The 3,938-nt window shown below is 52.0% G+C and carries 4 protein-coding genes; all 4 read right to left on the bottom strand.

Going from position 1 to position 3,938, the window contains the following annotated elements:
• Window positions 1-332: 332 nt before the first annotated feature.
• The 4 genes from QZR21_RS08440 to QZR21_RS08425 all read right to left on the bottom strand — a co-directional run bounded on the left by QZR21_RS08440 (window position 333) and on the right by QZR21_RS08425 (window position 3,624).
• Window positions 333-1,289 (bottom strand): M23 family metallopeptidase, encoded by a 957-nt coding sequence (locus QZR21_RS08440; protein WP_296100056.1) that lies wholly within the window; start codon window positions 1,287-1,289, stop codon window positions 333-335.
• 125 nt (window positions 1,290-1,414) lie between these two features.
• Window positions 1,415-1,990 (bottom strand): DUF4446 family protein, encoded by a 576-nt coding sequence (locus tag QZR21_RS08435; protein WP_296100058.1) that lies wholly within the window; start codon window positions 1,988-1,990, stop codon window positions 1,415-1,417.
• Between the two features lie 25 nt (window positions 1,991-2,015).
• Window positions 2,016-2,873 (bottom strand): ParB/RepB/Spo0J family partition protein, encoded by an 858-nt coding sequence (locus tag QZR21_RS08430; protein WP_296974913.1) that lies wholly within the window; start codon window positions 2,871-2,873, stop codon window positions 2,016-2,018.
• Window positions 2,866-3,624 carry a ParA family protein gene (locus QZR21_RS08425; protein ID WP_296974910.1) on the bottom strand — a complete coding sequence of 253 codons (759 nt, stop codon included), beginning with the start codon at window positions 3,622-3,624 and terminating at the stop codon, window positions 2,866-2,868. Before QZR21_RS08425 ends, QZR21_RS08430 begins: the two co-directional genes overlap by 8 nt.
• Window positions 3,625-3,938: the final 314 nt, after the last annotated feature.

The raw sequence follows: 3,938 nt of genomic DNA, 5'->3' as shown, positions 1-3,938 counted from the left end.
GATTGTTCATATGTACTGTACCTCCAATTGAAGTATAGCACATAGATGCATTGATTTAAAGTAAAGTAATTAATGTCGTTTACTATAGAAGCTAAAAGCTCCGCTCGAATGACTCTATCCATCAACATTCGAACCTGCGGCGTTGCCGCGGGACCTCAACTCTCTTTCCTCAAATCTCAATCCTGTCCTTTTGTTTCACGTGAAACATTTTACTTTTCAGGCGGTGGAGCTTTTTGGGAAGCTGGCAGCCCCCACGGCAATGATTCTAACGGACAATAGAAAAAAACACCGGGAAAGGAAATTTCCTTTCCCGGTGTTTTCAATTTCAACAATTACTGGTTTGCAGGCAGGAAGTATACCGGATCCACGGCGTCCCCATTAATGCGCACTTCGTAGTGGCAGTGGGGGCCGGTGCTGTTTCCTGTACTGCCGGCCAGGGCGATAACTGTCCCCTGGTCCACCTGCTGTCCCACGGATACCAGGAGCGCGGAGTTATGGCCGTACCGGGTGGTAATACCGCCGTCATGCTTGATTTCCACCAGGTTTCCGTAGCCTGCCACCCAGCCTGCCTGGGTGACTACGCCGGAAGCGGTGGCTTCCACAGGAGTGCCATAGTCCACGGCAATGTCGATGCCCTCATGGTAGGTGGAACCGATGCCGCCGGGGCTGTTCCTGAACCCGTAGGAACTGGATACCGTTCCCGATACGGGCCAGATATCCGGCGTGGTGGAGGAAGTATGGAGCAGCGGAGCCGCGGAGCCATAGGTCTGGTTCAGGAGTTTTTCCCGAAGGACGATCATGGTCTTGATCTGGCTGTCCAACCGCTGATCCAGTTTCCGCATGCGGCTCAAAAGCTGTCCCGGCGTGGAAATGTCGCTATCTCCTTCGTCGGCAGAGGCATTTCCATGTTCCGAAGCCTTCACATCCCTGGCCTTATCCGGCACCGTGGAGGCGCCGCCCTGTCCGCCTTCACCGGAGGTGGAGATATTCTGTCCGGCGCCGTTGTTATTGGCTTTGATCATATCCTGCAGCTGGCCGGACATTTTTTCGATGGTCTTTGTCTTATCCGCCAGGGCATCCATCTTTTCTTCCGCCATTTTCAGCTGGTTTTTATAGAGCTCATTTTCATTCCGGAGAGTATTCATGGAAGCGGCGGAATAAACCGCAGTGCCAAGGCTCAGGATAAACACAACCGCTCCGGCGATGGCGCCGATTTTTAATTTTCTGATTTCTTTATCGGTAAAGGAGAAGGTCACTTCTCCTGTTTTTTCATTGATTGTCTTCTTCATTCAGAACCTGCTTCTATACTACGGGGCCCCGGAATCCAATGATGGACAGGACCCTTACAATATCCCCCTGTTCTTACCTCATAAACCACGGTCCCCTGGGACCGAACCCTCTCTCCCATGAATGATTATTTTTGTGCCGTATTGATTTTCCGGTCTGCCGGGATACCCTGGGATGGTTCCCCCTGGGGAGCTCCTTCATTGGCAATGTCCGGCATCAGTGTATCCAGGGCCATATTGATACTTTCTGCTTCTTCCGAAGACAGGGCCTCTTTGCACTGGCCTTTGACCACCTGTTTTGCATAGATTCGGGATGTATCATGGCCCGCCAGGGAAGACAGGATGAAGCCGTTATTCTTCCCATCCAGCAGTGTCAGGGAAAAGGACAGCTTGTCTCCCGTATCATCGAAGGCATCATACCGCACCAGTCCCACCTTCTGGAAAGACTGGAGCTGCATGGTGGCCAGAAGTTCCTGCTGGTGGAGCATATTTTCCGAAGAGGCCACCATTTCCCGAAGTTCCCGTACTTCGGTGGACAGCTTCAGTTCAATGGAACCGCCATCTTCCCCATTCATGAAATACTTGTATTTCTTCGACAGCCGGTTCACTTTGGCTCTCAGCAGGAAGTACTGGAGAACCATGAAAAGGAAAAGGATAACAACAATGCCGACACCGGCATACATGACTGTATTGGGATTGATCATAATCGTACTTTACACTCCACCTGTATTATTTACCCTGCGAATCAAGCAGTCCTGCAATTCGCTGGAATTCTTCATCATTTTTAAAGGAAATGGAAATGGTTCCCCTGTGGGCATTCTTTCCTTTTCCCACGCGGATACGGACCTTCGTCCCCACGGAAAGGCCCATCTTTTCTTCAATGGCCTTCAGATATTCGGAAATGGGATCCTTCTCTTTCGTTTTCTTCGGTTTGCCGGCCCGTGCCAGTTCTTCCACCTGCCGGGCAGAAAGACCTTCTTTCACAATCCGCCGGGCCAGGCTGATTTTTTCTGCATCACTCCCAAGACCAAGGAGGGGTCTTGCCTGTCCGGCCGTCAGCTTTTCGGAAGACAGGAGATCCTGTACCTCTTCCGGCAGGTCCAGGAGGCGGAGCATATTGGCAATATAGGGCCGGCTCCTTCCTACTTTTTCGGAAACCTCTTCCTGGGTAAGGCCATAGGTGTCCATGAGTTTCCGGTAGGCCATCCCTTCTTCCACGGGATTCAGGTCTTTCCGCTGCAGGTTTTCCACCAGTGCCATTTCCGCCATGCCCCGGTCGTCATAGTCAAGGACAATGGCAGGAATGGTAACAAGGCCCGCCATCTTCGCCGCCCCCCCGCGCCCCTCCCCGGTGACGAGCTCATAGGAAGAGGAACCCTTCTTCTGCCGTACCGCCACCGGCTGGATCAGGCCATCCTTTTTGATCGATGCCGAAAGGGATGATAACGATGATTCATCGAAATCCTGCCGGGGCTGCCAGGGATTGGAAACGATGCGGTCTACAGAAAGATCCAGAACCTTCCCCGTGTCCTGATAGTCATCGCCCAGAAGCTCTCCCAGGCCCCGTCCCAATTTTTTCTTATTCACGCTTCAAAACCTCCCGACACAGTTTCTTATAGGCCTCGGTTCCCTTTGACTTGGGGGCATAGGTCAGAATCGGTTCCCCAAAACTCGGCGCTTCCGACAGCTTCACGGTCCTGGGAATGACAGTACGGAACACTTTGGAACCGAAGTATTTCTTGACTTCCTCCGCCACCTGGAGAGACAGATTTGTCCGCCCGTCAAACATGGTGAGAAGAATGCCCAGGATATGGAGACGGGGATTCATGCGGCGGGACACCACCTGCACCGTCTTCACCAGCTGGGACAGCCCTTCCAGCGCATAAAATTCAGCCTGGATAGGAATGATAATGGAGTCCGAGGCCACGAGGGCATTCAGCGTCATGAGGCCCAGAGACGGGGGACAGTCAATAAGTATATACTCATAGTCTTCCCGAAGGGACTCTATTTTCTTCTTCAGCAGGGATTCCCGGTCCGGAAGGGGAGCAATCTCAATTTCCGCCCCCGCCAGGTCGATGGAAGCAGGCAGAAGATGGAGCTTTTTGACCGCCGTCTTTACGATGGCATTTTCCACCGGCTCATCATCCAGCAGTACATCGTAAAGGCTTTTTTCGAAATCCACGGACTTGCTGAGGCCGCTCGTGGAATTGCCCTGTGAATCTTCATCGATTAAGAGTGTCCTGTGACCTTTATCCGCCAGGCAGGCAGCCAGGTTCACGGCGGTGGTAGTCTTGCCTACGCCGCCCTTCTGGTTGATGATGCTGATGATCGTTCCCATGGTCTCTTCCTTTCATAGATAATCCATTTTATTATACCATAATTGCATGGGAAAAATGAGGGAAAAATAGGCTATTTCGGGGAGCATGCTGATGGGTTTGGCGGGTTAGTGGGTTGGCATGTTTGTGTACAGAGTCACTCCCATGGGGCTGCCAGCTTTTAGCTATTAGCTTCTAGGAAAACTGGCCAGCCTACGGCACGATCAGCTGACGGAAACATTGAATGAGAAAGCGCCGCAGGCGAATCAGTTTTCCTAACAGCTAGCCGCTAGAAGCTAGGGAAGCGCTGATTAATTTGCAGAGTCAGATTTCATAA

It is taken from the genome of uncultured Dialister sp., from assembly GCF_900541605.1.
Lineage (GTDB): Bacteria > Bacillota > Negativicutes > Veillonellales > Dialisteraceae > Dialister.
The sequence above is the reverse complement of the archived record's forward strand: the minus strand, read 5'-3'. Positions and strand labels throughout refer to the sequence as shown.